The organism is Terrisporobacter petrolearius (assembly GCF_020748185.1).
GTDB classification, from domain to species: Bacteria; Bacillota; Clostridia; order Peptostreptococcales; family Peptostreptococcaceae; genus Terrisporobacter; species Terrisporobacter petrolearius.
Map to the genome: position 1 here is coordinate 1 of NZ_JAHZMO010000165.1, position 468 is coordinate 468.

Annotated in this window: 1 pseudogene; it reads right to left on the reverse strand. The window is 49.1% G+C overall.

From position 1 onward, the window contains the following. Positions 1 to 241 (reverse strand): annotated as a pseudogene (gene dcrB, locus K0040_RS22495) (phage sensitivity protein DcrB); the annotation flags it as partial. Positions 242 to 468: the final 227 nt, after the last annotated feature.

A 468-nucleotide genomic window follows, 5' to 3' on the forward strand; every position in this document is an offset into this window, starting at 1 on the left:
GCCCGGTGGCGTCGGACCAGACATGCATGTTATTGGCCTGCGTTCCCAGCTTACCGCTCTGGTCGGTCATATCCGCTGGCAGCGAGAAACTTAACTTGCCATCAAGCAGGTTGACGGGATTCCCGGTAGCGTTACTTTCCGCGACCGAACCCTGCGCCGTAGCGTTAGTGTCTTTATCATCACAGGCCGCAAGCCCCATAACCAGCAGGCCAATTCCGACATATTTAACCAGATTGCGCATTGACTTCTTCCTTTCGATAAGCGGCCATAACGGCTCATTCATCCATCTTATCACAACTCTGATAACGAACCTTTAACTCGCCTGCAAAGCGTTGATTTCGGATTTATCTGCCAGTCTTTTCAACAGCATATTGAGTAATACGCCATACATTGGCAGGAAGAAAACGATACTGATTAACACTTTGAAACAGTAATCGACCAGCGCGATTTCCATCCAGTGTTCAGCCA